The organism is Methylobacterium oryzihabitans (assembly GCF_004004555.2).
Taxonomy (GTDB): Bacteria; Pseudomonadota; Alphaproteobacteria; order Rhizobiales; family Beijerinckiaceae; genus Methylobacterium; species Methylobacterium oryzihabitans.
In genome coordinates this window covers 1-505 of record NZ_SACP01000118.1, presented here as the reverse complement: position 1 = coordinate 505, position 505 = coordinate 1, and the positions used below count along the sequence as shown (strand labels likewise).

Genomic DNA, 505 nt, shown 5'->3' with positions numbered 1-505 from the left:
GCAGTCAGGTCGGAGGCACACGGTCGACAGGGGGGCGCTCAGGGGTAACGCAGAAGTAAGGCGGGGCGGAGCGGGGAGTGCAGAGGAGGTTTGCAACCTTTGAGGCGAGGCGGGCGGCTGGTTTGGCCTTGAGGTCACGCCCACTGGCTGCAGTCGGTTTTGCAGGCAGTGGGCGCAAATAGCGATGGATACGTGTGATTCCAAGCATAAGGTGCTTTGCTTCCTTTTCGTCATGAGTGATCCTTTTTCAGCCTTGCACGTATGCGCGCCGCCATGCAAGGCTTGGGCTTCCGTTACAAGGTGAACCGCAATGACCCAAGCTACCGATCAGGCCTTTTATGACCGCGCCGATGCGCACATCGACCTGGCCAACCATCATTTTGTAAAATTCGATGACCTGGGCAAGGTGAGTGCCTCGCTGACCTTCGGCGCCACGCGTTTCAGCGCCTGGATGAGCGCCCGCAGCTTCAAGAGCGGCGCGGAACTGGCGGCAGCCCGGGAGGAG

At 60.4% G+C, this 505-nt stretch carries 1 protein-coding gene; it reads left to right on the top strand.

Annotated elements, in window-relative coordinates; all coding sequences use genetic code 11:
* Window positions 1-310: 310 nt before the first annotated feature.
* Window positions 311-505 (top strand): DUF3144 domain-containing protein (locus tag EOE48_RS28630; RefSeq protein WP_127734236.1); only part of this gene is annotated, 195 nt, incomplete at its 3' end.